Source organism: Planobispora rosea (genome assembly GCF_014648175.1).
GTDB lineage: Bacteria > Actinomycetota > Actinomycetes > Streptosporangiales > Streptosporangiaceae > Planobispora > Planobispora rosea.
Window position 1 is genome coordinate 202,491 of record NZ_BMQP01000002.1, and the last position, 23,281, is coordinate 225,771.

The window sequence follows — 23,281 nt, forward strand, 5'->3', positions numbered from 1 at the left end:
TCAACATCAAACAGATTGAGGCTGGGTCATGATCATTCCTGTGCCCTCCGCGGCTTCCCGCTCCTCCGGCCATGCCGCGCCGGGGCGGCGGCGCCGGCTGATCCTGACGGCCTCCGGCCTGCTGTTCTTCTCGGTCGTTCCCCTGCTCCTGACCACCCTGTACGGCGAGCACCTGCCCAGCCACGGCCGACCCGTCGGCGCCTCGGGCGAATCCACCTGGCGGGGCTGGTCCGCGGAGCGATCCTTCGTGGTTCTGGCCTGGTTCGAAGTGGTGTTCCTCATCGCGTTCCTGCGCTACTGGAATCTGCCGCAGGCCCAGCGAGTCCTGGTGGCCGTCAGCTTCTTCGTCGGCCTGTCCATCCCGGCGCCGGGCATGTTGCAGATGCTCACGGCGGCCGGTGGCTCCGGCCCGGCGGGCCCGCCCGGCTGGCACCTGGCAGTGGAGATCTCCGTCGGCGCGGGGGCGCTCGTACTCGGCTGGGTTGCGGCGGGCCCGCTTCCGCCGTCGCCCGAGACCACCGCCGGGCCACCGTCGAATGCGCCCGTGATGGCGCTCGGCCCGCGGCAGCGTGCCGTGTTCACGGCGTCGGCCTGGTCGATGCGCAAGCTGCTGGAGACCGCGGTGCTGGTCGTGGTCATCGTGCTGACCGTGCCCGACGGCTCCGGTCCCGGCTCGTGGAAGGGCACGGTGCTGCTTGTGCTGCTGACGTTTTTCGAGGCGGCGCAGGCACGCACCCACCTGCAGATCGACGGCTCGGGGGTCACGGTGCGAGTCCCCTGGCTGTCCTTCCTGCGGCGGACAGTGCCCTACCGGTCGATCCGGTTCGCCGAGGTCAGGAGCGAGGCCCCCGTCGGACGGTACAAACTGGATGACGACACGGCGGGCTGGGGCATCGTCAGTGGGAAGGGGCCGGTGCTCGCCCTGTCCCTCGCCGACGACCGGTGGTTCGTGTACTCCACACGTGAGGCGGAGACAGCCGCCGCGCTGGTCAACGGATGGCTGCGCAGACAACGGCAGGCGGGAACGGCATAGTGCTGATCACAGTTGACCCCTCGTCGGCCCAGCCGCTCGCCGATCAGGTGGCCGGTTCGGTCCGTACCGCGCTGGCCGGCGGCATGGCTGCGCCCGGCGACCGGCTCCCCTCCGCGCGTGCCGTGGCCGCCGCCCTCGGCATCAACCTGCACACCGTCCTCCGCGGTTACCAGCAACTCCGTGACGAGGGACTGGTGGAGCTGCGCCGTGGCCGGACGGCTGTCATCACCGGCGCAGCCGACCAGCTCCGCCTCCGGCTCGCCGCGGCGGCCGAGGAGTTCGCCAGGGCTGCCCGGCAGACCGGAGCATCCGAGGAGGAGGCACTGGCCGCGGTCCGGGAGGCACTGGAACGGTGAGCACTGGAGCACCCGGCCACCGAAGCTGATCGGAGATTGCGCCGTCGGCGCCCTCGCCGGGCAGTGGCCTGGCGGGTACCGTCCGCGGCCTGGACGATCCGCCGTCATCTGATCCGAACACGCCGTCACGATCCGACCTGGAGCGCCCCGGGCCGCGGAGCCGGCCGGGTGAGGACGGCGATGGCGACGAGCAGCGCGAACGCGATCAGCGCGGCCAGCGTGCGGAGGGTGTGGAACAGCTCCCATCGCTGGATGATCTCGGCGTGTCCGGCCGGGACCGCACCGGCCGCCCACTGCCGGAAGTGCGCGTGCAGCGGGATGTTGCCGAGCACGGTGATCAGCAACGCGGTCAGCGTCAGCGCGCCGGCGCCGAGGGCCAGCCGCCGCGATCGGCCGCGGGCGGCGACCGCCAGGCCGAAGGAGGTCAGGATGGCCAGCGCCATCGCGCTCTGCATAACCGGCTCGTTGACCTTCATCATCGTGGTGTGGAAGGTCAGGCGCACATCCATCGGGACGGCCCTGAAGGTGGGGATCACGTTGGCCGCGCCGTACCCGAAGGCACCCGCGAGCAGCCCCGTGGCCAGCAACGCGGCCCCGTGGACGTATCTGACTGGGGTTCTCATGATCCAGAATCGTCCTCCGGCCGCCGGCCGGGGGCGTCCCACCGGGGGAGTCATCCACCGCTACCGCGCTCGGAGCAGCGACCGGCCGATCTACGACACCGGGAGTAGCGAAGACTCATCCGGCGGAGTCCGCGAGAAGGGATGACGATGGAGCACGGTCCGGGTCCGGGCGGAGTCTCCCGGGACGCCCCGGGTGCTCTCAAGGTCGCCCGGGCTCTCCCGGGACCGTGCTCACTTCCGAGAGAGGAGTTCCGCGGGCAGGCCGAGGTGGTCCCGGAGCGCCTGGCGGCCGGCGGCCGTGACCGCCACGGCGCGTGTGGTGCCGATGCGGGTGATCCACCCCGCGTCGAACGCGTGGCGGCACATGGCGGCGCCGACGGCGCCCGCCAGGTGGGAGCGGCGCTCCGTCCAGTCCAGGCACGACCGTACGGACGGCCGCCGGGTGCCCGCCGGGACGGTGACGCCGAGCCGTCCGAGCCACGCCTCTCCGTCGCCGGTGAGCCTGAGCCCGTGCTCCCAGTCCAGCAGTCCCCGCTCCGTCATCGTGTCGGTGATCGCGACCGCGACCGCCCCGGCGAGGTGGTCGTAGCAGGTGCGGGCGTGGGCGAGCGCCTTCCGGCGGCCGGCCGCCGACAGGGAACGGGGCGGCGAGGCGCGGCCGGGCGCCATCGCGGCGAGGCCCTCGATCAGCTCGGCGACGTGGGGGCCCGCCAGCCGCACGTAGCGGTGCCTGCCCTGCCGTTCCTCGGCGAGCAGGTTCCCGCGCACGAGCGCGTTCAGGTGCTCGGTCGCGGTCGAGGCGGCGACCCCCGCGTGCCGCGCCAGCTCGGTCGCCGTCCACGCCCGGCCGTCGAGCAGGGCCACGCAGAAGCTCGCGCGGGTGCCGTCGGCCAGGAGCCTGGCCACGGAGGCCAGGTCGGTTCCTGCCGGGTGTGCGTGCGGGGTGTCCATACGCTCGATTATCACCGTCGATGCTTCGGCGCCTGCCGAAACATCGGGCCCCGGAGCGATCCCGTACGGCCGGAGCCTACGAGATCGGCACGTCGGGGACGGGCTCGAAGCCGGGGATCTGCACGGTGACGTGGGAGAGGTCGGCGGGCGGCTTGAACATCGCCCACAGGGTGTACTGCTCGCCCTTCTCCACCATGTACTGGTCGTAGGGGGTGGACAGCAGGTTGGGGCCGAGGCTGGAGTTGTGGTCGGCGTCGCGCACGGCCCGGTAGCGCCGCTCACCGGAGACCAGGGCCGCCGCGCTGGTACTGGCCTCGGCGTAGACGCTGAACCAGTCGTAGGAGGAGCTCCAGGCGTTGATCGTGGCGTCGTCGTCGTTGCGTATCGTCCAGGTGAGCGTCACATACCCGCCGGCGTCGCGCCGGAGCTCGTTGATGTCCACCTCCGCGCGCTTGGGCCAGCTGTTCTTCCCGATCCACGGCGGGGTGCCGGCGGACGCGGTCGCGAGCACCGGCAGCTCGGCCGTGTTCGCGCCCGGCGGCGGCGCGCTCGCCTGCGCGCCGGAGGGCGCGGACGGGCTCGACGGGCTCACCGACGCGCTCGCGGTCGGGCTCGCGGACGGGTTTCCGGGTCCGGCCGGGCGAGGGCGAGTGAAGATCACGGTCACGCGCCGGTTGAGGCGGCGTCCCTCCTCCTCGTTGTTCGGGGCGATGGGGCGGCGCGAGCCGTACCCCCGTGACCGGTAGGTCAGGCCGTCCCGGGTGACCAGCCGGCGCAGCGCCGTCTCGACGCTGCGCGCGCGCCGGGCCGAGAGCGGGTCGTTGACCGCGTCGGTGCCGGTGGTGTCGGCGTGGCCCTCGACGGTGACCGTGTCGCCCCCGGACTGGTCGATCTCGCTCGCCACCTCCTTGAGCACGGCCCGCGCGCGGGGATCGAGCTCAGCCTTGTCCACCGCGAACAGCACGTCGGCGGAGAGCCGTACCGAGACCCGCTCGCCGTCGTCGTCACGCGCCTTGGCCGCCTCCTCCACCTGGTTGACGAGCCGGAGCACCTGCGGCTCGCCCGCCCCTGCCGAGAGGGGATCAACGGGTTCGTCGCGGCCCTCCGTCACCCTCAGCGGCTCGGGCGGCGCGGCCCCGAGCGGGATGTCGAGGAACGGCGGCGCCGGCCCGAAGAGCACGTCCACGTGCGTGACGTCGGCGGGCGGGGCGGGGAACACGGCCACCAGGTCGTAGGTGGAGTGCGCCTTGACCCGGGGCCAGCTGCGCGTGCACAGGCAGTCGCCGCCGACGTATCCCAGGGGGAGGTGCCGCCGGCCGTACTTGCCGTCGACGAGCGAGACTCCGCCGATGGAGTTGCTGTGCAGCAGGGGGGTGTTCCACGGGATGGTCAGCGTCGCGCCGAACTCGTGGTCCCGGTCCAGGTCGTTGCGGAGCCGCCAGCGGGCGACCACCCGCTGCGGCGAGACCCGGTCCAGCGCCAGCAGCTCGACCGTGACGCCCTTGCCGACCGAGAGCGGACGCGCCCCCAGCACGCCGCCCGCGGGCCGTTCCCCGGGCGGGGACGTGCCCGGATCCGGAGTCGCGGCCGAGGGGATCGAAGGCGCCGGGGTCGAGGCCGCAGGCGGCGGAGAACTCGTCGCCGGCGGGGAGCCGCTCGTTCCCTCCGGCTGTCCGGCAGCGCCACATCCGGTGACTGCCAGCGCCAGGACGAGCAGCCCTTTTCCATATTTCGACATTTCGTCCATCCTCAAGCGTCGTCGAATGATCAACTGTGAGATCGACGCCAGATGAGACGCGCGTCACGGGATATCGGTTCGGCATCCCGCGAGAACGCACCGCGGGAGGACACCGTGCACCCGGCCCTCGCCGTGGACTCGGCCGGTCAGGAGCGGGTGAGGAGGGTGTGCAGGCGGCGGCACCGGCGGGTGAGGCTGCCGGGACCGGGGCGGGCGGCGACCGCCGCGACCTCGGGGGTCTCTCCGCGCGCCCCGGCCCATCCGGCGGCGGCGACGCCCAGCTCGACCAGGCCGGGCAGCCCGCGGAGCGCCTGCCGCCCGGGGTCCGGCAGCAGGCGGGGGAGCATCGCGGCGACCACCGTCCAGACGTCCCGGTAGGCGCCCCGGTGCGCGGCCTGCTCCAGCGGCGACGTGACATCGCCGATGACGAGCCCCTCCCACCGGACCCTGGCCGCGAGCTGCTCGCCCAGGTCGGCGGCGGGCAGCCGGTCGCGGGCGGCGAGTGCGAGCAGCTCGCGCAGGACGCCGTCGCGGTCGCTGCCGGTGAGCCGGTAGGCGAGCAGCAGGGCGAGCGCGGGCCCGGCCGGGCCGTCGGACTGGGCCAGCTCCGCCGGGGACCGGGCCTCCGCTTGCGTCCTGTCCCAGTTCGGCGCCAGGTAGGCCATCAGGTGCGCGGCGACCACCTCCGGGTGCGAGGGCATGACCGCCGTCCACCAGCCCATGTGCCCGCCGCCGCCTTCGGGTGCCCGGCCGGCGCCGTCCATCAGGGCGTCGACCAGGTGCAGGCCCGTCGGGACCGCCTCGGCGGACACCCTGGGCGTACGGTCCCCGGACGGCCCCGCAGCCGGCGGGGACCAGGCCGGAGCCGGTGGGAGCGGCGACGCCGATCCGGCGGGACCCGTCCTCCACCCGGCTCCGGCGTCGGCGCCGGGCCGGCGCACCGTCACCACGGGGTCGGGCAGCGGGCCCTCCGCCAGCCGGCGCGCGGCCCGCCGTCCCGCCCACGAGGTCAGCCGCTCCGCCCGCGCCGCCGTCTCCGGGTCCACCCGCCGCGGCAGCCGCAGCAGCGCCTGCTGGAAGTCGGCCTCCAGCGGCTCGGCCCCCGCCGCCTCCAGAGCCTCCAGCCGGGCCACCAGTTCCGCCGCCTCCAGATGTCCGTTCATGAGCGTGGGCGTGGCCAGCAGCAGCGGGGGCAACCGACCCTCGATGAGCGCGCCGAGGAGTTCCGCGCACCGCAGCAGGAGGAACCGGTGTGGAGCCGAGATCTCCCCCGCGCCGGGCACCCGGCGCCTGACCCGGTCGGCCGGGGTGGCGGGTGCCGGCTCCTCCTCGTCCCAGCGCGCGGTGATGTCGATCCGCCTGGGGATCGACGGCGGGGAGGGGCTCCAGGTCTGTTCCGCCCCCGGTTCGGCGGCCTCCCAGCCGAGGGCGGAGATCCAGTCGTCCACCCAGCGCCAGCTGCTCTTCCGGAAGAGGCGCAGGCCCGCCCGGGGCGGGTTCGCCGCGAGGTTCGCGCGCAGGCCCTCGGGATCGAGGGCGAGGAGACGGACGAACCCGGCGAGGTAACGTTCGGCCGCCGCCCAGCCGCCGGAGTCGCGCAGGAGCTCCAGCTCCTCGGGGGTGGCGGGCGGCGGCGGGAGCGGCATGGGCGGCAGCGGGGCGGGCAGCTCGGCCGGGACGGGACTCGCCCGCCGGGCGCGCGGACCGGTCGCCCGCGCTGCCCGTGCCGCCTCCGAGGGATCGCAGGTCTCCCCGAGGTCGGGAGATCCGGCAGGTCCGGGAGATCCGGCGGGGTCGGGGGACCCGGCACCGAAGGCGACCGCCAGACGGGCGGTCAGCTCCGGGGGGAGGCCGGCCCCGGCCCCGGTGAGAAGCTCCACCGCGGCGGGGCTGAAGCGCCCGGCGTGCCTGGCCGCGATCCGGACCCCGTACTCGCGGATGTCGCGCTCCTCATGGCCGAGGGCCGTGACCAGCGCGGGGGCGAGATCGTCGGCCAGATCGGGCATGCGGCGCACCGTCCGGTCGAGCCAGGTGAGCCCGGCCCGCGCCAGCTTGCGCTCCGGCCGGAACACCGCCGACTCCATCCCCTCGGCCAGGTCGGCCAGGTCGGCCGGGTCGAGCTCCACGAGCCCCGTGTGCCCCGTGATCTCCCGGGCCTGGCGCAGGGCGAGCTCGGCGATCGGGCCGGGCGCGGCGGGGATCAGCCGCAGGTAGTCGCGGGCGTGGACGGCGACCTCGGCCGGGAGCGGTTCCAGCGCCCGGTGGAGGCGGACGAAGAACCGCAGGTCCGCGCTCTCTCCACCGCGCAGGAAGCGGCGGACGCACCCGTCCAGCAACATCCCGCGGGAGACCGCGCCGCCGGCCGCGGCCCTGACCAGACGGGCCAGCAGCGAGACGTGGTGATCGCCGGTGTCCCCCCGCAGGGACCGGCCGACGCCCTCGGCCTCGAAGAGTCTCGGCGCCATCGTCGCCAGCAGCGGGTCCTCGGCCAGATCGCCTTCCCATCGGACCCTCCACTCGTTCCCCCAGGCGACGACCAGCGGATCGTGCGGGGGCGGTTCGACCCCGAGGACGCGCAGCAGGTCCAGGACGAGGGCCGCGTCGCGGTCCGGGCGTACCCGTGACGCCAGCCGTACGGCGACGTCGGCCTGCCACTCCCGGGACCGCAGGGCCAGCACCCCGGCCAGCGGGCCCGCCTCGCGCACCGCGGCGAACTCGGCCCGGCCCAGCCAGGAGGCGACGGCCGCCGCCCCGCCGATCGTGCCCGCCCCGGCCAGGAGCAGCGCCTCCCCGCACGCGCCGAGACCGGCCCAGGGACCGCGGGCGGCCCGCGACGTGCGCAGGTGGCCGGGCAACTCCGCGGCGACCTGCCTGCGCTCCGCCGCGCTGAGCCCGGTGACCCGCTCGGCCACCGCCCCGGCCCGCCCGGCGTCGATCAGCCTCCGGATCTCCGGCCAGGCTCCCCCGCGCTCCTGCCCGCCGTACGGCTCCGCCCCGGGCGCCGTCATGACTCGTCCCCCGTCCGCGCCGGGGACGTCAGAAGCGCGTGCAGGCTGCGGCACTCCCGCAGCAGCCGGTTGTCACCCCGCCGGGCGGCCACCGCCGCGACCTCGGGGATCTCCCCGCGCGCCCCGGCCCATCCGGCGAGCTTGCGGGCGAAGGCGAGGAACTCCAGGAGGACCTTGCGGGGCCGTACGCCGGGGGCGGGAAGGATCGCGGGCACCATCGCGGCGGTCATCGTCCAGGCCTCGCGGTGGGCGCCCTGCCGGGCGGTGTCCTCCAGGACCTCCCGCACGTCCTCGATCCTGGCCCAGGACCGGCGCACCCGCTGCCCGAACTCCGCGCCGAGGCGTGCGGCGGGCAGTTCCCCGGTGGCGGCGAGGTGCTGCAGGGCGCGGAGCGGTTGCTCCGACGGGCCCCCGGCGAGCCGCTCGGCCAGGAGCAGGGAGGTCGCCTGCCCGGCGGGGCCCTGCCGCACGGCGAGGTCGGTGAGCCGCCAGTGGAGGGACTCGGTTCCCCGGTAGTACCAGAACCGGATCGGGACCAGGTGGGCGGCGAGCACCTCCCGGTGGGACGGCAGGACGGCAGGCCACCAGTCCTCGCACGTGCCGTAGTACCCGAACGCCTCCTCGGCGATGGGAACCGGCGGGCTCAGCAGCTCGGCGGCGAGCCCGGCGACGGCGCGCCCGGGCACCCCGGTGTCACCGGCCGGGGTGATGGAGACCACCGCCATCGTCTGCCAGCGCTCGAGCTCTCCGTCCGGTTCCTCCTCGTCGAGCCAGTGCCCGGCCGGGCGCTCACCCCCCGTCCACCACTCTCGCGCGACCTTCCACCACTGGTGTTCCTGCCCGGAGGCGTGGAACCACCGGACGGTCACCTCCGGGTCGGGCATCCCGTCCCCGGCCAGCCACCGGGCCGCCTCGCGGCCGGCGGCGGAGGCCAGCCCGGCGGCCCGGGCCGTCACGGCCGGGTCGGCGGCCGTGCGGGGCAGCCGCAGGAGCGCCTGCAGCAGGTCCGCGGGGAGCGGCTCCGTTCCCGCCTCCTCAAGCTCCGTCAGCCGGGCGACCAGCTCGGCCGGGTCCAGGTGGCCGGTGCTGAGCGTGGGCGTGGCCAGCAGCAGCGGCGGGAGCGCGCCCTCCCGCAGCGCGGTGAGGATCTCCGCGTACCGGTGCAGGATGAACCGGTGCGGTGCGGAGGCCTGCCGCGCGTCGGGGATGTGCTCCGCGGCGGGCCGGGGCGGGGCGGAGAACGGCGCGATCCCGGCCGCCCGGCTGACCCCGTTCAGGAACCGGAGGGCTCCGCTCAGGAAGGAGGATCCCCAGGACTCGTCCGGGGATTCGCCTTCCCGGGGCTCGGCCGGGAAGGCGAATCCCTCCGGGACGTATCCCACCCCGGGCTGGGCGAGCTCCGCCACGAGCGCGGCGGCCCACCCTTCCGGATACCACCACAGATCCCTGTCCACGATCGGGGCCCGGTGCGGGGCCAGTGCGCTGCGGAGCCCGGCCCGGTCCCGTGCGGCGTGCCGGACGAACCCGGCGAGGAACAGTTCGGCGGCGGTCCAGTCGTCCTTCCCGTACAGCGCGGCCACCTCCCGGGGCGTCTGCGGCACCGGCGGGAACACCGTGGCGGCGGGCAGCCTGGGGATCTCCCGGGGTTCGAGGGCCTCCTCCGGCTCCGGTCCGGGTCCGGGCCCCTCCCGGAGCTCCCCTCCGAAGGCCGCCGCCACCCGGTTGTGCAGGTCGGGCGGGAGCTGCCCGGTCGCCTCCCGCACCATCCGGGCCCCGAGCGGGGTGAAGGCGGCGGCGTGCTTGACCGCCAGGCGCACGGCCCGTTCCTGTACGGCGTGCGCCTGGTGCCCCAGCGCCGAGGCCAGCGCCGGGGCCAGGTCGTCGGCCCGTCCCGGATCCGCCTTCAGCAGTTCCTCCAGCCAGGCCAGCCCGGACCGCACCAGGCCGCCCTCGGCCCGGAACAGCAGTCCCTCCAGCGCCTCCACCGCATCGGCCGGGTCCGGCGGTTCCGGAGCCCCGGACGTCCCCGCCGGTTCCAGCGCCTCGGCGGCGTCGACCGTCCCGGCCGGGTCAGCGTCCAGGCGGCGCAGGTGCCTGAGCGCCAGCTCCGCCACCGGCCCCGGTGCCACCGGCAGCAACCGCAGGTAGTCCCGCCTCCGCGTGGCCACCTCTGCCGCCGACGGCTCCAGCAGCTCGTGCAGTCGCGCGAAGAAGCGCAGGTCGGTGGCGTCCCCGCCGCGCAGGAACCGTCCCACGCAGCCGCCCAGCAGCACCTCCCGGGAGATCCGGCCCTCGGCCGCCAGCGCGCGCAGCGTCCCCAGCCAGGAGGCCGGCGCGAGCGGGTCGGCCCGTTCCTCCCGCAGCGCCCGGCCCACCCCCTGCGCCTGGAAGATCCTCGGCAGCAGCGCCTCCAGGAGCGGGTCCTCGCGCAGCCGGTCCGCGTCCGGCGTCATCGTCACCCAGCCGACGACCAGCGGATCGTGCTCGGGCGGCGCCGTCCCGAGCCGCCGGAACAGCTCCAGTGCCAGCGGCAGGTGCCGGTCGACCGGGTCACCGTGCCAGCTCACGTCCCCGCGGACAACCCTGACCTTCAGCGCCAGCCGCGCCGCCAGGTCGGCCCGCCACCCGGCCGGGCGTGCCGCGACGGCCCGGACCACCGGCCCGACCGCGTCGGCGGGGGATCCCCGGCGGGCGAATTCGCGCCGGTTGAGCCAGGAGACCACCGCCGCCGCACCCGCGATGGTGCCCGCTCCCGCGGCCCGCATCGGGTCGATCCAGGCGTCCCGTTCGCCCATCATGGTGTCGGGGCCCCAGCCGTGCAGCCAGTGGCCGTGCGGGTTCTCACCCCAGCCGCCGCCCCAGCCGTCCTGTCGGCTCGCGGCCCAGTGGCGGTGGTAGTCCTCCCGGGCGATCCCGCGCTCGGCGGCGTACCGGATGAACTCCCGCTTCCGGAGCCTGCCCGCCTGGTCGCGTTCGGCCAGCAGCCTGCTCTCCTTGTCCGCCGCGGCCCGGTGCGCCGCCGCCCTGGCCGCGGGGATGTGGCCGGGCAGTTCCCCGGCCACCTCGCGCCGCTCCGCCGGGCCCAGCTCCGCGACCCGGGCCGCGACCTCGTCCGCGTCGCCCGCGTCGATGAGCGCGCGGACCTCCTCCCACACGCTCACGCCCGGGTCTCCTGGACGACGTTCTCCCGGACGGCGATGCGGGCGGCCAGCACGTGCTTGCAGGGGCCGCGCGAGCCGCGGTGGTCGAACCACCACTCGCAGGTGCACGAGCCCTCCTCCATCCGGACCCGGCGCACGCCGCCGTCCGTGGTGACCTCGGCGGAGTCCGCGCCGGTCAGCCGGACGGAGCCCGCCTCGACCAGTTTGCGGGCCGAGGTGAGGCGGGGGTTGAGCGCCGCGACGTGGGCGCGGTCGTAGGGCAGCTCGCGGTGGAAGTGCGCGGCCTCGGCCAGGTCGTAACCGACCCGGCCGGCGGTCCCGAGCTGGGTGAGGGCGGCGCGGACCCGCTGCGGCGGCAGGCCGGAGCGCGCGGCGAGCACGCCGAGCTCCAGGGTGGGCTCGAAGTTGAGCAGGACGCCGATCAGGTCGGCGTCGTCGGCCGTCTCGTCGCGGGAGAGGTCGTCGAGGACCGCGCCCTCGCCGGAGAAGCCGCGCCAGGCTTGGGGGGACAGTGCCAGCGTGTAGCGCATGCCGGGCAGCTCCAGCTCCCAGGCGCTGGAGCCGGAGCCGTCGGCGGGGCCGTACACCCGCAGGGCCTTGGCGAAGCGCAGCAGCCGCGTCATCGTCGCCAGCCGGCCGACCCCGGCCAGGTGGACGCCGCCCGCCCCGGCCCGGTCCGTCACCCGCAGCTCCCGCCCGGCCGGCACCGCCCACACCTCGGCGGCGGCCCGCTTGGGCAGGCCGCGCAGGAACCGTACGGCCTGCGGGCCGGGCAGCTCGGCGCGGAGGTCGAAGCCGGCGGCGATCACCTGCACCTCGGCGAAGCCGCGCAGCCACCGGCTGGGCAGCGGCACCTTCTTCTCCACGACCGCGCCGTCCGCGGTGGTCACGGTCAGCTCGTCGGGGCCGACGCCCACGTGCAGCGGGTCCCGGCCGCCGACCCTGGCCAGCGCCTCGCGCAGCGGGTTGTTGACGTCCACGTTGGTGGTGCCCCGGTCGAACACCTCCCCGTCGAGGGCGGGACCGAGCACGTCGAGGCGGGCGTAGACGCCGCCGCAGGCGGAGAAGGACTCGAAGCGGAGACGGTCGCCGCCGCAGGTCACCACCGGGTCGCGGGTGAAGCCGGGCTGCGGCCGGTGGTAGCGGGCCAGCGCCACGTCGGCCACCGCGAGCAGCCCCGCCGCGGCGGGCGCGGCCTGGGTGAGCAGCCCGCTGAAGAACCGGGGGTGGTCGAGGAAGCCCGTGGCCGTCCTGCCTCCGGACGTCGACAGCCCCAGATGGCCCTCCGTGAGCGTGGAGGGTCCGGCGTAGGAGTACGCCTGCACCGCATTCGTCATGCCGCGGACAGTAGAGAGATCCACTGACAAAACCGAGTTCACGCGGGGCGCGAGGCCAGGTAGGGTCGCGGTTGCGCACCGTTCGCACAGAGGATGGGGGCCTTTCGGATTGGACCACTCCCGGATCGGTCACCGCCCCGGAGGACCTCTTCCGCCGGGGGCGCCTCCCCCGTCCCCCGGCTTTCCGTCCCCCGGTGTCCCGCCGCCCGGTCCTCCCCCTCCCGGCCGTCCTCCGCCGGCGGCGTTCCGCCCGCCCTCCGGCACGCTCCCCCCGGTGCCCGTCTCCCTTCCGCCCGGCGCCGCACCCCCGCCGCGCGCGCCGTCCCCGGAGGGCCTTCCCGGACCGGGGAGGGCCATCGTCGTGATGTCGACGCTGACCGTCGCCGGGAGCGCGCTGGCGGCGGGCGTCCTCTTCCTGTCCGGCGGCTCCGGCCCGCCCCCGCCGGGCGAGGCCGCCCCCGCCCGGCCGTCGTCGGTCTACTCGCCGTCCCCGGAGGGCACCGGTTCCGCGCCCTCCCCCGGCGCGGGGGTCATCACGCCCCTGCCGGGTTCCCCCTTCCCGGTCAAGCCGCGTGCCACCGCGCAGCCCGCCCCCACGCTCCTGGTCCCCGACGTGCGCGGCGCCGACGGGCAGACGGCGAAGAACCGGCTGGAGTCGGCAGGGTTCTACTCCGTCCGCATGGTCTCGGTCGACGACGGCGGCGCCGTACCGGACCCCGCCGGGTGGCGGGTGGTGAACCAGGCCCCCGACCCGGGCAACGCGGCGGAGAGCACGCGGCAGATCACACTGCAGATGATCCGGATCCCCTCGTTCTGAGTGGCGGACGGCTCCGCCGGGGAACAGGACCGCACATGTCAGTCACGAACCACCGCCCGTCCCCCCCGGAGTGTTCTTCCATGAGCGAGGTCGCGCAGATCTGCTCGGACCTGATCAGGTTCGACACCACCAACCCCGGTTCCGGTGAGCGCCCGGCCGCCGAGTACGTCGCCGGGCTGCTGTCCGGCGCCGGCATCGAACCCGTCGTCTTCGAGTCGGCCCCGCACCGCACCAGCGTGGTCGCCAGGATCCCCGGTGACTCGCCCGAGGCCCTGCTGATCCACGGCCATCTCGACGTGGTCCCCGCCGAGGCCGCCGACTGGCGCGTCCACCCGTTCTCCGGCGAGGTCGCCGACGGCTGTGTCTGGGGCCGGGGCGCGGTGGACATGAAGGGCACGTTGTCGATGACCCTGGCCCTGGTGCTCGGCTGGGCCCGGCGCGGTGTGCGGCCCGGCCGCGACCTGGTGCTGGCGTTCCTCGCCGACGAGGAGGCGACCGGCGAGTACGGCGCGCGTTACGCGGTGACCCGCCACCGGGAGCTGTTCGACGGCTGCACCGAGGCGATCAGCGAGTCGGGCGGCTACAGCGTCGACGTGCGGGGCGCCCGGGTCTATCCCGTCGCGGTGGGCGAGCGCGGCACCGCCTGGATGCGGCTGACCGCCCGCGGCGTCGCCGGTCACGGCTCCCGCCCGGCGGTGGACAACGCGGTCGCCGAGCTCTGCCACGCCGTGTCCCGGCTGGCCGCCCACCGCTGGCCGGTACGGCTGACGCCCGCCGTGGCCGCGCTGATCGACGCGCTGGAGGAGATCCTGGGCGAGCGGATCGACCGGGACCGTCTGGAGGCGGAGGCCGGCCGGCTCGGCCGGGCCGGCGCGCTGTTCGCGGCGCAGATCCGCAACTCGGCCAACCCGACGATGCTCCAGGCGGGTTACAAGGTCAACGTGGTCCCCGGCTCCGCCGTCGCCCACGTGGACGGCCGGTTCCTGCCCGGCCTGCGCGAGGAGTTCCTCGAAACGGTCGACCGGCTCCTCGGCCCCAGGGTGACGCGCGAGTTCGTGAACCTGGAGGACGCCCCCTCCGCGCCGATGGACGCCCCGTTCTTCGACCGGCTCGGCGCCGCGCTGGTGGCGGAGGATCCGGCCGCGCGGCCGGTGCCGTACGTGATGTCGGGCGGGACCGACGCCAAGTCCTTCGCCGGAATCGGCATCAGGGGATACGGCTTCGCCCCGCTGATGCTCACCCCCGACCTCGACTACCACGGCATGTTCCACGGCGTGGACGAGCGCGTTCCGGTCGCCGGCCTGGAATTCGGGGTGCGCGTCCTCGATCGCCTGCTCGCCTCGCGGGGCTGAAGGCTGTCCTGAGGCGGATGGCACTGATATATCGTGCTTTCTGTCACTTCGGGGATCGGTTGACCGGCATGGAGGTCGGATGCCCAGGGTCCGGCCGTTGCGCCCGGAAGAACCCGCCCAGCTGGGCGGGTACAAACTGCTGGGCTGCCTCGGCGAAGGCGGCCAGGGGTCCGTCTACCTCGCCGAGGGCGCCGACGGCGAGCAGGTCGCCCTGAAGATCCTGCACGCCCGGCTGTCCGGCGACGCCTCGGCCCGCGAGCGGTTCATGCGGGAGGCCGAGGCCACGCGGCGGGTGGCGCCCTTCTCCACGGCCCGTGTGATCACCGTGGGACTCGAGGGGGACCGGCCCTACATCGTCAGCGAGCTGGTCCGGGGTGACTCCCTGCAGCAGGTGGTGACCGGGAGCGGGCCCCTGCGGGAGGACGCGCTGGTGCGGCTGGCCATCGGGACGGTCGCCGCGCTGGCGGGCATCCACCGGGCCGGGATCGTGCACCGCGACTTCAAGCCCAGCAACGTGCTGCTCGGCTCCGACGGCCCCCGCGTCGTCGACTTCGGGATCGCCCGCGCCCTGGACGGCACCTCGACCCTGTCCAGCGGCGTGCTCGGCACCCCCGCCTACATGTCGCCCGAGCAGATCTCCGGCGACCGGCTGAGCCCGGCCACCGACGTGTTCAGCTGGGCGGTGACCATGGTGTTCGCCGCCACCGGGCGCCCCGCCTTCGGTGACGGCACCTACCCGGTGGTCATGCACCGCATCCTGCGGGTGGACCCGGACCTGTCCGCCGTCCCGGCGTCCCTGCGGGGCCTGCTGGCCCGGTGCCTGAGCAAGGATCCCGCCCAGCGGCCCTCCGCGACCGACCTGATGCTCGCCCTGGTCTCCGACCACGGTGCGGACGCCCCCGCCCTCCCCTTCATGGACGCGGGGCCGCCCCCGCCCGGCCAGGCCCCGCCCACCGCGCCGGGGCCGTCCACGTGGCCTCCCCCCGTGGCGCCGCCGCCCGCCTGGCAGGCGCAGCCGGGCGGCCACACCCCGGTGCCCCCGCCGTGGGGCGGCCCGCCCGCGGGCCGTACCGGCCCCTCCTCTCCGTGGGGCGGCCCGCCCTCCCCCGCCGGGTCCTTCCAGAACCACCCCACCCACTGGAGCGGAGCGCCCGGCCCGGCCGGGCCCGCCACGCCCTGGGGCGCCCCGCCCGGCCCCACCGTTCCCGTCCAGGCCGGCGGGGCGCGGCGGGGCAGGACGGCGATGGTCGTCGCCGCCGCGGTGGTGCCGATACTGGTGGCCGCCGTCATCGTGGTCGCGGTCATCCGCCCGTTCTCCACGACGTCCGGCCCCGGCGTCTCCCCGCCGCCCCTGGCCGTCACCGGCTCCGGCGCCCCGCCCACCGGGCAGCCCGCGTCCTCGCCCCCGGCGACCCCCTCCCCGGCGACCGCGACGGCCGATCCCACCGGCATCCCCGCCGGGGTCGCGAAACTCTGGGACGCCAGGGGCGGCAGCGCGTGGATCAACGCCCTCACGGTCGGTGAGGCGAACGGCGAGCAGATCGTCGTCTCCGGCGACGACGACGGCGTCATCAAGCGGTGGCGGCTGGCCGACGGTCTCGCCTTCGGCCAGCCCATCGACGCGCACCGGGACGGGATCAACTCCCTGGCCTACGGGACGAGCGGCGGCCGCCCGGTCGTCGTCTCGGTCAGCAACGACAAGACGGTCCGCCGGTGGGACCTGATCACCGGGAAGGCCGTGGGCAAGGCGATCCACGCCGACTCCGAGGTGTACGCCGTCGACGTGGTGGAGGTCGGCGGCCGTACCGTGATCGCCGCGGAGCTGGGGACCGGGACCGCGCTCTACGACCTCGGCACGGGCGAGCGGCTCCCCCTGCAGGGCGTGAGCCTGTCCATCAACGCGGTCTACCGCAACGTCGGCGGCCGCGCGGTGGCGGTCGGCGGCAACTACGAGAAGCCGCCCGGCGTCATCGCCTACGACCTGGGGACCGGCGAGCAGATCGGCCAGGCCTTCAAGGGGCACGAGTCGTCCATCCAGGCCCTCGACCTCGGCACGGTCGGCGACCGCCAGGTGATCCTCTCCGGCGCCGAGGACCGGACCATCCGGCGCTGGGACCTGAGCACCGGAGAGCAGATCGGGGAGCCGCTGCGGGGGCACACCGACCACATGCGGCAGGTCGCCCTGGCCGACCTCAACGGCCGTCCCGTCATCCTGTCCACCTCCCTCGACGACACCCTCCGCATGTGGGACTTCGCCTCCGACCGGGGGCCCGAGCGCACCGTCCCGCTGGAGTCGGCCTCCATCGCCCTGGCCCTGTCCAGGGTCGGCGGCGAACTGGTCGCCCTGTGCGGGGACCTCGACGGCAACATCACCGCCTGGAAGATCACCTGACTCCGGCCAGCGGCTCCAGCGGCATCCCGGCGAACTCCTCCACGAGCTCGAACCAGATCTTGTTGACCCCCGCCTCCCGGACCAGGCCCCACCGGTGGGCCAGCGCCTCCACCAGGGGCAGGCCGCGTCCTCCGGTGGCCTCGTCCGAGGCGTGGCACACGCAGGGGACCGACAGGGAGCCCTCGTCCTGCACGCAGACCCGCACGCCGCCGGGTGAGCAGAACACCGTGAGGGTGAACACCCCGCCCTGCCCCGACCTGGAGTGGACCACCGCGTTGGTGGCGAGCTCGCTGGTCAGCAGCACGCAGTCGTCGTAGAGCGGGTGCTCGCGGCCCAGGGCCGCCGAGATCAGGCGGCGGGCCCGCCCCACCTGGTCCGGGGATCCGTCCAGCCGGACGACCCACTGGGCGCCGTCATCCTCTGCGTCATACTCCGGCGAGTCGTTCATGCGATCCTCCCGATGCTGTTCGCGCTCTGGGATGACGCGGCACCCGGGAGGTGGGGATGTCTCGAAAAAGTAGGAGTTGGATCACTTACCGGACAGGCAGGTGGAGCTTGCCAGACGGGTGTCCGCCTGCGTGCCCGCACCTGCCGTCACGTGTGCTTCCTCGCGTCACATCCGCGCCGCGCCCCGTGTCACACCCGGTGCCAGCGCGCCTCGAAGAAGCAGTAGACCGCGAACAGGAGCAGGCCGAGCGCGACGACTCCCAGCAGCAGCGGACCGGCCGGGGTCTCGGCCAGCGCGCGGAGCGTCGAGTCGATCCCCTTGGCCTGATCCGGGTCGTAGGAGATCGCCGCCTGGATCACGAAGACGCCGGCCGCCACGGCGATCACACCGCGGGCGAGGTATCCGGCCAGGCCGAGCCGCTCGGCGAGCGAGCGGACCTTCGGGGACATCTGACCGGTCCACAGGTCCTTGAGGAAGCGCCGCTTCCAGCCCTTGTGGATCCAGTACGCCCCGAGCGCGATCAGGCCCAGCCCCGCCAGGCCCACGAGGATCTGCCCGCCGGGCAGGTCCATCAGCTTCGCGGTGAGGTCCTTGGAGTGCTCGTCGGTCGAGCCCCCGTGGTCACCACGGAGCAGCAGGCTGAGGATCGTGAAAGTGATCAACGCGTAGACGGCCGTGCGCCCGGCCGACTCCGCCCGGTCCCTCATCTGGCCGCGCCCGATGACCGCCTCGGAGAGCTGCCACAGGGTCAGGGCCGCGAAGCCCACGGCCATCAGCCACAGCAGCACCGTGCCGAACGCCTGCTGCTCGACGATCTCTATCGCACCGGTCTTGTCGGCCTCCCTGCCCCCGCTCCCGCGGCCGAGAGCGATCTGCAGGGCCAGAAAACCGATCACTCCGTACATGACTCCCCGGCAGGCCAGGCCCAGGCGGGCCAGCCTGTCCAGCGTCTGGCTGTTCGCCGCCCGGCGCGCGGCACCTTCTACCTGAGAAGCGTTCATGGCGATGCGTCTTACCGGTTAAACGATCGGTAAACCTGGCCGGATCCGCGGCGCGATCAGCCCGGGAGCGTGTCCAGGTGGCGCAGGATGACGCCCTCCCGCAGCGCCCAGGGGCACAGCTCCAGCTCCTCGACCTGGAACAGGTCCATGGTGGCGTCGGCGACGATCGCCCCGGCGGGCAGCTGCCGCACCCGCCCCTCCGAGACCCCCGGCAGCCCCGAGCGCTCGGCGGCGCCCATCGCGGCGAGCCGCCCCGCCCACGCGGTCAGGTCGGCGTGCTGGATCGTCCGGCGGACGTTCGGCCCCTCGCCCGACGGCGCGGCTCCGGCGATCCGGGCCAGCTGCTTGAACGTCTTGGAGGTCGCCACCACGTGATCGGCCCGGCCGTATCGGGCGACGTCGCCCACCGAGCGGGCGATCTCCGCCCGGACGTGCTTGCGCAGCGCCCGTACCTCGTCGGCCGGGGGCGGGTCGGCGGTGAACCAGCCCCGGGTCAGCCGGCCCGCGCCCAGCGGCAGTGAGACCGCCACATCCGGGTCCTCGTCGATGCCCGAGGCGATCTCCAGCGAACCCCCGCCGATGTCGAGCACCAGCAACCGCCCCGACGACCAGCCGAACCACCGCCGCACGGCCAGGAACGTCAGCTTCGCCTCGTCCTGTCCGGAGAGCACCCGGATGTCCACGCGGGTCTCGTTCTTGATCCGCGCGAGCACCTCCTCTCCGTTGACGGCCTCCCGCACCGCGGAGGTGGCGAAGGCCATGAGATCTTCCACTCCCTTGTCCTCGGCGATCCGCAGCGCCTCCTCGACGCACTCCCGCAACCGCGCGGCCCCGTACGCGGAGAGCCGGTCACCGTCCTCCATGTGCTCGGAGAGCCTCAGCTCGTCCTTGTGCGAGTAGGCCGGCAACGGCCGCGCCCCCCGGTGGGCGTCCATCACCAGCAGGTGAACCGTGTTGGAACCGATGTCGAGAACGCCCAGTCGCATGGATCGAAGTTACTACTCCTGCGGAGCCGATCCTCCCCGGGCACGGCACCGGGTACGGCGGGGCGCCGCGCGGACGTGACCGGGTCCTCATCGGCGGGGACCGATATTCCCCTCGGGAGGCCGACAGAGCCGACCGGCCGTTACCGACAGTCGTCGTTCCACGAGCAACGGTCACCGAGATGTCGCCGACCGCATCGAACCCGGTGGGGTAAGCCTGTTGTCACCTTCGGGTAGCAGGGGTGAGAAGAAAGAGCAGCTCAGAACGGCATTCCGGCTGTCGAGCCGGTCACGGTGAACTCCAGGCGGCACCGGCCGGAATCCCGGCGCGAGCTGGGGGCGGGCGGGCGTTCCCGCGCCCGCCGCACTACCGGCGGTGACGGCAGCGGCCGGGACCGATTTCGCGTTTTCGGGTTTTCCTCATGGATGACTGGTTACCGACTTGGGACGAACCACAGAGGAAGGGAGAAACAACGTGATCACCCAGAACCAGGTTCGAACCGTTATCAACCAGGATGTATACGACATCAGCGGCGAGAAGATCGGCGAGGTCAAGCACGTCTACCTCGACGAGGCCACCGGCCGGCCCGAGTGGTTGTGCGTCAAGACCGGCCTGTTCGGCACCAAGGAGACCCTCGTGCCGGCCCGGGCCGCCGACGTGGTCGCCGACCACGTCGAGGTGGGCTACTCCAAGGACCGCGTCAAGGACGCCCCCGGCGTCGATGTGGAGGCCGACGGCTACCTGTCGCCCGACGAGGAGCGCGAGCTGTACCGCTACTACGACATCGACTGGGACGCCTCCTGGCACCAGGCCAACCAGCCCGGCGGGGCGGAGGGGCAGGCCGGGTGGGCCCACACCGGCGGCCGGAGCGAGCGTGAGCGGCTGGGCCGTACCGACGGGGCCATGACCCGCTCCGAGGAGCAGCTGCAGGTCGGCACCGAGACCCACCGGGCGGGGAAGGCGCGGCTGCGCAAGTACGTGGTCACCGAGCAGCAGCAGGTGAGCGTCCCGGTCAGCCACGAAGAGGTGCGCATCGAGCGCGAGCCGATCACCGAGGCCAACCGGGACGCGGCGCTGTCGGGCCCGGACATCAGCGAGGCCGAGTACGAGGTGACCCTGCACGCCGAGCGCCCGGTGGTGGACAAGCAGACCGTCCCGGTCGAGCGCATCCGTCTGGGCAAGGAGACGGTCACCGACCAGGAGACCGTCTCGGGCCAGGTCCGCAAGGAGCACGTCGAGGTCGAAGGCGACACCGACGACTACGGCCGCAGGTTCTGACCGGCCGGCTCCTCACAGGTCCCGTCGCCCCGATCACCGGGGCGGCGGGACCTTTCCTGTTCGCCGTACCGGCACCGCACGGAGCCGAGCCCGCACCGTCGTATGGCGGCTCAGCGGTCGATGTCCGGATGCGACCGTCACATCCCCTCCCGGAGCTCGTCGAGGTGGCGTTCGACCCAGGAGCGCAGCGCCCCCAAGGGCTCGGCGACCCCGCGTCCCAGCTCCGTCAGCTCGTACTCGACGTGCAGAGGGACGGCGGGATAGATCGTGCGGTCCACGAACCCGGCGTCCTCCAGACGGCGCAGCGTCTGGGTGAGCACCTTGGGGCTGATGCCCTCCAGGCGGCGCTGCAGCGCTCCGAAGCGCTGCGGGCCCTCCTCCAGCACCCCGATCGCCAGGGCCGTCCACTTGTTGGCCAGCAGGTCCAGCACCCCCCGGCACGGGCACTGCGCCGCGTAGACGTCGTGCTTGTCGTGCCGTCCCGTGGCGCAGGTCGTGGACATGGGAGATCCTTCCCGCCGTGAGCTCTTTACTTTCCAAAAGGAAGTAGTATCCCTTGCTGGTTACTACATCCCTGACGATAGCGTGCTCCCGTCCTGATCCGAACCGGCGAGGAGACATCGATGACACTCATGCGCGCGATCAGCCAAGACGCCTTCGGCGGGCCCGAGGTCCTGCGCCCCACCCGGCTGCCCCGGCCCGGACCGCTCCCCACCGAGGTCCTGGTCCGCGTCGTCTCGGCCGGGATCAACCCGGTCGACCACAAGACCCGCGGCGGGGGCGGCATGGCCGGGGTGCTCGGAGACCCCCCGTTCGTCCTGGGCTGGGACGTCTCCGGGGTGGTCGAGGAGGCCGGTTTCGGCGTGCACACCCTGAGGCCGGGCGACGAGGTGTACGGCATGCCGTGGTTCCCCCGCCCGGCGGGAGGCTACGCCGAGTACGTCACCGCGCCCTCCCGGCAGTTCGCCCGCAAGCCCCGCTCGCTGGGGCACGACGAGGCGGCGGCCGTACCGCTGGCCGCGCTCACCGCCTGGCAGGCCCTGGTGGACGCCGCCGCCGTACGGCCCGGCCGGCGGGTGCTCGTCCACGCCGCGGCGGGAGGCGTCGGGCACTTCGCCGTCCAGTTCGCCAAGTACCTGGGGGCGCATGTGACCGGCACCGCGCGCGCGGGCAACCACGCGTGGCTGTACGGGCTGGGCGCCGACGAGCTCGTCGACTACACCGCGACCCGTTTCGAGAAGGAGGTGGCCCCGGTGGACGTGGTCATCGACCTGGTCGGCGACGAGCACGACTCGACCAGCACCCGCTCACTGGACGTCCTGGCTCCCGGCGGCCTCCTCCTCGCGATCCCGTCCGGGGTCTCCCCCGAGCTGCTCCGGCGGGCGGAGGAGCGCGGCGTGCGCGCCGCCCCGTTCCTCGTCGAACCGGACGGCCCCGCGCTGGCCCGCATCGCCCGGCTGATCGACGACGGCCACGTCAGGGTCGAGGTCGAGGAGGTGTTCCCCCTGGATCGGGCCGCCGAGGCGCACGAGCGCCTCGCGCGGGGCCGTACCCGCGGCAAGCTCGTGCTGCGCGTCGGCTGAACCGGCGCCCGGTCAGCGCACCACCAGCAGGGTCTTGCCGACGGTGGCCCGCGACTGGATGGCGGCGTGCGCGTCGGCCGCCCGCTCCAGCGGGAAACGCTGCCCGATCACCGGCCGGAGCCGCCCGGCCACGGCCTCGGCCAGCGCGCTCTCGGTGAACGCGCGCAGCTCCTCCGGGCCGAACTGGGGCCGTACCAGCCTCACCCCGCGCTCGGCGGCGGCCTCCTCCGGCACGTTCACCCACGAGCCGCCGGCCAGGCCGTAGCTGAGCATCCGCCCGCCCCGGCCGAGCAGTTCGAACGCCGAGCGCCCGATGTCGCCGCCGACCCCGTCGAAGACGACGTCCAGCCCACCGGCGGCCTGGCGCACCTGCTCGGCCCAGCCGGGTTCCCGGTAGTCGACCGTCACGTCGGCGCCCAGGTCCCGGGCCAGTTCCAGTTTGCGCGGGCCGCCGGCCGCGGCGACGACCTTCGCCCCGGCGGCGCGGGCCAGCTGGACCAGCAGGGTGCCCACCCCGCCCGCCGCCGCCTCGACCAGCACGCGTTCCCCGGGGCGCACTCCGGCCGCCCGGAGCATCATGGTCGCGGTACGGCCGTCGGCCAGCAGCGCCACCGCGGCGTCGAGCTCCAGCCCGTCCGGGACCTCGATCAGCCCGGTGGCGTCCACCGCGGCCCGCTCGGCGTAGCCGCCCGACCCGCCGGTGGAGCCGATCACTCGCCTGCCCACCAGGTCCTCCCCCGCCCCGGGGCCCACCGCCGTGACGACGCCGCCGACGCCGTTGCCCGGGATGACCGGGAGCTCGGCCTTGAACGGCCCGAAGCCCCCGGCCCGGAACTGCGTCTCCACGAACGTGATGTTGGCGAACGCCACCTCGACCAGCGCCTGCCCCGGCCCGGCCACCGGCTCCGGGGCCTCCCCCGCGACCAGCACCTCCGGCCCGCCGAACTCCTTCAACCACACCGCGCGCATCAGATCACTCCCCATCGGTCCGACTGCCGATAGCGATCCTGTGACCTCAACCGCGCTTGAGGTCAACTCCGACGGCCAGCTGGAGAACCCGCCCGCACAGCACGACCATGACCCACGCAGAAGCCCCCACCCCGGACCCGCCCGGCCCGGACCCGCCCAGTCCGAGTCGCGCGCCGTACGGGCGGCGCCGGATCACGCCGCCCCGCGACTCGCCGTACCGGCGCCGGGCCTTGCTCTGGTGCGCGCCGTA

General features: G+C 74.4%; 18 protein-coding genes. 7 read left to right on the forward strand and 11 right to left on the reverse strand.

Features of this window, described 5'->3' with window-relative positions; genetic code table 11:
* Positions 1-28: 28 nt before the first annotated feature.
* Together IEZ08_RS02735 and IEZ08_RS02740 are read left to right on the forward strand one after the other, a co-directional pair.
* Positions 29-1,033: a hypothetical protein gene (locus IEZ08_RS02735; RefSeq protein WP_189241583.1), complete on the forward strand. Its 1,005-nt coding sequence runs from the start codon at positions 29-31 to the stop codon at positions 1,031-1,033.
* Positions 1,033-1,389: a GntR family transcriptional regulator gene (locus IEZ08_RS02740; RefSeq protein ID WP_189241584.1), complete on the forward strand. Its 357-nt coding sequence runs from the start codon at positions 1,033-1,035 to the stop codon at positions 1,387-1,389. The genes IEZ08_RS02735 and IEZ08_RS02740 overlap by 1 nt, the downstream gene beginning before the upstream one ends.
* Positions 1,390-1,514: 125 nt before the next feature.
* On the opposite strand, the gene IEZ08_RS02745 is transcribed toward IEZ08_RS02740, so the two are convergent.
* The 6 genes from IEZ08_RS02745 to IEZ08_RS02770 form a co-directional block, all read right to left on the reverse strand.
* Complete coding sequence (locus IEZ08_RS02745) at positions 1,515-2,012, reverse strand: anthrone oxygenase family protein (RefSeq protein ID WP_189241585.1); 498 nt, start codon at positions 2,010-2,012, stop codon at positions 1,515-1,517.
* Positions 2,013-2,243: 231 nt separating this feature from the next.
* Positions 2,244-2,963 carry an ArsR/SmtB family transcription factor gene (locus tag IEZ08_RS02750; protein WP_189241586.1) on the reverse strand — a complete coding sequence of 240 codons (720 nt, stop codon included), beginning with the start codon at positions 2,961-2,963 and terminating at the stop codon, positions 2,244-2,246.
* A 76-nt stretch (positions 2,964-3,039) separates the two neighbouring features.
* Positions 3,040-4,497 (reverse strand): OmpA family protein, encoded by a 1,458-nt coding sequence (locus tag IEZ08_RS02755; RefSeq protein ID WP_229802873.1) that lies wholly within the window; start codon positions 4,495-4,497, stop codon positions 3,040-3,042.
* Positions 4,498-4,847: 350 nt separating this feature from the next.
* Positions 4,848-7,709 carry a hypothetical protein gene (locus tag IEZ08_RS02760; RefSeq protein ID WP_189241587.1) on the reverse strand — a complete coding sequence of 954 codons (2,862 nt, stop codon included), beginning with the start codon at positions 7,707-7,709 and terminating at the stop codon, positions 4,848-4,850.
* On the reverse strand, positions 7,706-10,870 hold the full coding sequence (locus IEZ08_RS02765) for a DUF7824 domain-containing protein (RefSeq protein ID WP_189241588.1): 3,165 nt from the start codon (positions 10,868-10,870) through the stop codon (positions 7,706-7,708). The genes IEZ08_RS02760 and IEZ08_RS02765 overlap by 4 nt, the downstream gene beginning before the upstream one ends.
* Positions 10,867-12,207, reverse strand: coding sequence for an SWIM zinc finger family protein (locus IEZ08_RS02770; protein ID WP_068922882.1), 1,341 nt, complete (start codon positions 12,205-12,207; stop codon positions 10,867-10,869). Before IEZ08_RS02770 ends, IEZ08_RS02765 begins: the two co-directional genes overlap by 4 nt.
* A gap of 364 nt (positions 12,208-12,571) precedes the next feature.
* On the opposite strand from IEZ08_RS02770, the gene IEZ08_RS02775 reads away from it, so the two are divergent.
* The 3 genes from IEZ08_RS02775 (at position 12,572) to IEZ08_RS02785 (ending at position 16,768) form a co-directional block, all read left to right on the forward strand.
* Positions 12,572-13,024, forward strand: a complete 453-nt coding sequence (locus tag IEZ08_RS02775) for a PASTA domain-containing protein (RefSeq protein ID WP_068922881.1) — start codon at positions 12,572-12,574, stop codon at positions 13,022-13,024.
* An 80-nt stretch (positions 13,025-13,104) separates the two neighbouring features.
* Positions 13,105-14,376 (forward strand): M20/M25/M40 family metallo-hydrolase, encoded by a 1,272-nt coding sequence (locus IEZ08_RS02780; protein ID WP_068922880.1) that lies wholly within the window; start codon positions 13,105-13,107, stop codon positions 14,374-14,376.
* Between the two features lie 79 nt (positions 14,377-14,455).
* On the forward strand, positions 14,456-16,768 hold the full coding sequence (locus tag IEZ08_RS02785) for a WD40 repeat domain-containing serine/threonine protein kinase (protein WP_068922879.1): 2,313 nt from the start codon (positions 14,456-14,458) through the stop codon (positions 16,766-16,768).
* On the opposite strand, the gene IEZ08_RS02790 is transcribed toward IEZ08_RS02785, so the two are convergent.
* The 3 genes from IEZ08_RS02790 to IEZ08_RS02800 form a co-directional block, all read right to left on the reverse strand.
* Positions 16,761-17,216, reverse strand: a complete 456-nt coding sequence (locus IEZ08_RS02790; RefSeq protein WP_068922878.1) for an ATP-binding protein — start codon at positions 17,214-17,216, stop codon at positions 16,761-16,763. The genes IEZ08_RS02785 and IEZ08_RS02790 overlap by 8 nt on opposite strands.
* A 188-nt stretch (positions 17,217-17,404) precedes the next feature.
* Positions 17,405-18,217 carry a DUF1206 domain-containing protein gene (locus IEZ08_RS02795; RefSeq protein ID WP_084779974.1) on the reverse strand — a complete coding sequence of 271 codons (813 nt, stop codon included), beginning with the start codon at positions 18,215-18,217 and terminating at the stop codon, positions 17,405-17,407.
* A gap of 56 nt (positions 18,218-18,273) precedes the next feature.
* The gene (locus IEZ08_RS02800; RefSeq protein ID WP_068922876.1) at positions 18,274-19,203 is read right to left on the reverse strand and encodes a Ppx/GppA family phosphatase; all 930 of its coding nucleotides are present in this window, start codon (positions 19,201-19,203) and stop codon (positions 18,274-18,276) included.
* A gap of 472 nt (positions 19,204-19,675) precedes the next feature.
* Between IEZ08_RS02800 and IEZ08_RS02805 the strand changes: the two genes are divergently transcribed.
* On the forward strand, positions 19,676-20,479 hold the full coding sequence (locus IEZ08_RS02805; RefSeq protein ID WP_068922875.1) for a DUF2382 domain-containing protein: 804 nt from the start codon (positions 19,676-19,678) through the stop codon (positions 20,477-20,479).
* Between the two features lie 137 nt (positions 20,480-20,616).
* Here IEZ08_RS02805 and IEZ08_RS02810 read toward each other — a convergent pair whose 3' ends face one another.
* Positions 20,617-20,982, reverse strand: a complete 366-nt coding sequence (locus IEZ08_RS02810; RefSeq protein WP_189241590.1) for a winged helix-turn-helix transcriptional regulator — start codon at positions 20,980-20,982, stop codon at positions 20,617-20,619.
* A 120-nt stretch (positions 20,983-21,102) separates the two neighbouring features.
* Between IEZ08_RS02810 and IEZ08_RS02815 the strand changes: the two genes are divergently transcribed.
* Positions 21,103-22,062: an NADP-dependent oxidoreductase gene (locus IEZ08_RS02815; protein WP_229802874.1), complete on the forward strand. Its 960-nt coding sequence runs from the start codon at positions 21,103-21,105 to the stop codon at positions 22,060-22,062.
* Positions 22,063-22,074: 12 nt separating this feature from the next.
* On the opposite strand, the gene IEZ08_RS02820 is transcribed toward IEZ08_RS02815, so the two are convergent.
* The gene (locus IEZ08_RS02820) at positions 22,075-23,031 is read right to left on the reverse strand and encodes a zinc-binding dehydrogenase (RefSeq protein ID WP_189241591.1); all 957 of its coding nucleotides are present in this window, start codon (positions 23,029-23,031) and stop codon (positions 22,075-22,077) included.
* Between the last annotated feature and the right edge of the window lie 250 nt (positions 23,032-23,281).